Here is a 2,881-nt window from a genome sequence, read left to right as displayed (position 1 = left end):
CGTTCGAGCGCGAGAGGCGGCATCGAATAAGCCCAACCGCCAAGCAGACCTATCAGCAGGATGATCCCTGCTGCAAATGGTATCGCGCCGCTGAGGGTGGCCCACGCACCGCCGAGCAGGGTAATGGCGCTGACCGCCACTGCCGCGCGCAGCGCCAGTGGCCGATCGGCGTAGCCGGCAGCAATGGCGCCGCTGCCGCCGGAGAAGCCGGTGTGCTTGGCGAGTGCATCGGTGTCGGCATCGGCGTATTCATCAGCGTAGTGCGCAGCGAGATTGGCCAGCATCGTGAGGGTGAGGCCAATCGCTTGCCGCGACCAATCAATTGGCCCGTCGGTGAGCGCCAACGCCACACCCACTGCATAGGCCAGCACACCACTAGGCAAGATGAGCGGGCGACTCATCAGCCAGAGGCCGCAAAGCGGTCGCATAGCAGCGGATACACGCTCTGATTGCCTCAATTGCTGCAAAAGACGCAACATACGTTTGGTTGAGTAGAGCGGCGGGATAACCAACAATTGCCTTCATCATAACAGAGTTTTGTCAGCGGCTCGGCAACATGTACCCGCCTTCTCAGGCATTATTGAGCTGCGCTTGAGCGAATCTTGAGTTTGACGCTGCATACTGGCGCCGACAGGTTGACAACGATCAACGGAGGTGTCTCGTATGCAGCGTTTCTTTTGGGTGTTGTGCTTGGCATTCGTGGCGTGCAGCCAACCCGCCGCGCCTACGCCGATGGCCGGCATGGATCATGCGATGGGGCATCGTAGTAGCGATGCACCGTATGATGCGCAGTTCATTGATAGTATGATCGATCATCACGAGGGTGCGATCACGATGGCGCGGCAGGCGCTGCAAGAGAGCCAAGACGCGCGTATCCGCCAGTTGGCTGAAGCGATTATCACGGCTCAAGAGGCTGAGATTGCCCAGATGCGAGCGTGGCGGCAAGCGTGGTACCCTGATCTGCCGCCGACCAGCGGTATGATGATGGAGATGGGGCCGATGGCGGTGCCGGATGGCAATACTCCGTTTGATCAACGCTTTCTGGAAGCGATGATTCCGCATCACGAAGGGGCGATAGCGATGGCGCGCGACGCTTTGCAGAAGGCTGAGCACGCCGAGATTAAAGAGCTGGCGCAAGCGATTATCGCTGCCCAAGAGGCTGAGATTGCCCAGATGCGGGAATGGTTGAAGCGGTAGTTGTATGCCGCAGTGCAGGCCCAGACCCAAAGTGAGCAAAGGTGCAGAGGGTGATACACGCAAAGACGCGAAGGGCGCAAAGGGTTGGTAAGGTGTGTCTTCCCCCTGCGCCCTCGGCGTGCTCTGCGGTAAAACTTGTCCCTCTTCCCCGTTCCCTACTCCCCTGCGCTCCCGGCGGTAATCGCCGCGCTGCGCTGGGTTTTGTTTCGTGATGCCAATGCTCGCAGCCATTGCCCGTTTGCTCGTCACCGGCTACCATGCATCTGCGGTTGCTAGTCAGCACGGATAACGCCCATGCCTACGATTTTGATTGTTGAAGATGAAACGCGCTTGCGCGAACTTGTGCAGCGCTATTTGGTGCGAGCCGGTTTTCAGGTGTCGCAGGCGGCTAATGGTCAGAGCGCTTTGGCGCAGGTGCGCGCGCTGCAACCAGACCTGATCATTCTCGATCTAATGTTGCCGGAACTTGATGGGTTAGAGGTGTGCCGGCAGGTACGCGCCTTTTCACATGCCTACATTTTGATGTTGACAGCGAAGGCGGAAGAGATTGACCGGGTGGTGGGGTTAGAAGCCGGCGCTGACGATTATCTGGTGAAGCCGTTCTCGCCGCTCGAATTGGTGGCGCGAGTGCGAGCGATGTTGCGCCGGCCTCGTCATTTGATCACTGAGGAAGCGCAGCGCATCCGCTACGGCCCGCTGGTGATCGATGTGGCGGCGCATACCGTCTGGTTGGAGGGCGCGCCGGTTGCGCTGACCCATGTGGAATATTCGTTGTTATGCGTGTTGGCGAGCGCGCCGGGCAGAGTCTTTTCCCGTGCCCAACTGCTCGACCGGGTGTGGGGTGACGACTACTTCGGCGATGATCATGTGGTAGAAGTCCATATCGCCAATTTGCGCAAGAAGTTGGGCGATGATCCGGGCCGGCCCCGCTTTATCTTTACCGTGCGCAGCGTTGGTTATCGGTTTGGAGAGCGGCAATGAAGGGGTGGTTGGTGTGGAGCGGTTTGCGGCGGCGGTTGTTGCTCGCGCATCTGCTAACGATTGCTGCCGGCGCGATCACGCTGCTCGGCGTGGCGCTGTTGTTGGCGCCGGGGGTGCATGACCGCCTGATGATTGCGTGGCTAGGGCCGCATTGGGCTGCGACTGCCGATGACAGCATGATCGAGATGGAGCGGGCGACGAATGCGATCTTTACGTTGGCGATGGCGCAGGCGCTGGCAATCAGCAGCGGCGCGGCGATTCTCGTAGCGGTGGTGGTGAGTCTGGCGGCATCGCGCCGGATCGCGCAACCGCTCGAACGGCTGTTGATCGCGGCCCAGCGGATTGCCGCCGGCCATTACCGCGAACGGGCGCCGGTGCAGGGCGATTACGAATTGGCCCGTCTAGCGGCGCAATTCAACACCATGGCCGCTGCGCTCGAGGATGCCGAGCAGCGGCGGGTGGCCTTGATCGGCGATGTCGCGCACGAGTTGCGCACGCCATTGGCGACGATTGCCGGCTATGTCGAGGGTATGCTTGATGGGGTGGTCGAGCCGGATGACGGGACGTGGGCGTTGGTGCTAGATGAGGTGAACCGCTTGCGGCGCTTGGCCGGCGATTTGCAAGAGCTCTCGCGGGTGGAAGCGGGGCAGGTGGCGTTGCACCTGACCGCAGTCGCGCCGGCGGCGCTCAGCGCGGCGGCAGT

The 2,881-nt window shown here is 61.1% G+C and carries 3 protein-coding genes and 1 pseudogene; 3 read left to right on the top strand and 1 reads right to left on the bottom strand.

The features are described 5' to 3' along the window. A pseudogene (locus U9R81_RS14110) lies at positions 1-428 on the bottom strand (prenyltransferase); the annotation flags it as partial. Positions 429-663: 235 nt separating this feature from the next. On the opposite strand from U9R81_RS14110, the gene U9R81_RS14105 reads away from it, so the two are divergent. The 3 genes from U9R81_RS14105 to U9R81_RS14095 all read left to right on the top strand — a co-directional run. Next, complete coding sequence (locus U9R81_RS14105) at positions 664-1,197, top strand: DUF305 domain-containing protein (protein WP_322496071.1); 534 nt, start codon at positions 664-666, stop codon at positions 1,195-1,197. Between the two features lie 294 nt (positions 1,198-1,491). Further along, the gene (locus tag U9R81_RS14100) at positions 1,492-2,178 is read left to right on the top strand and encodes a response regulator transcription factor (RefSeq protein ID WP_322496070.1); all 687 of its coding nucleotides are present in this window, start codon (positions 1,492-1,494) and stop codon (positions 2,176-2,178) included. Beyond that, positions 2,175-2,881 (top strand): HAMP domain-containing protein (locus U9R81_RS14095; RefSeq protein WP_322496069.1); only part of this gene is annotated, 707 nt, incomplete at its 3' end. The genes U9R81_RS14100 and U9R81_RS14095, both read left to right, overlap by 4 nt.

This window comes from Chloroflexus sp., from assembly GCF_034435895.1.
In the GTDB taxonomy this organism is placed as follows: Bacteria; Chloroflexota; Chloroflexia; order Chloroflexales; family Chloroflexaceae; genus Chloroflexus.
Note: the sequence above shows the minus strand (reverse complement) of the source record. Positions and strands in the feature narration are given on the sequence as shown.

Coding starts and splice junctions, on each gene's coding strand:
- U9R81_RS14105 (WP_322496071.1), top strand. CDS start 664: ATGCAGCGTTTCTTTTGGGTGTTGTGCTTGGCATTCGTGGCGTGCAGC.
- U9R81_RS14100 (WP_322496070.1), top strand. CDS start 1,492: ATGCCTACGATTTTGATTGTTGAAGATGAAACGCGCTTGCGCGAACTT.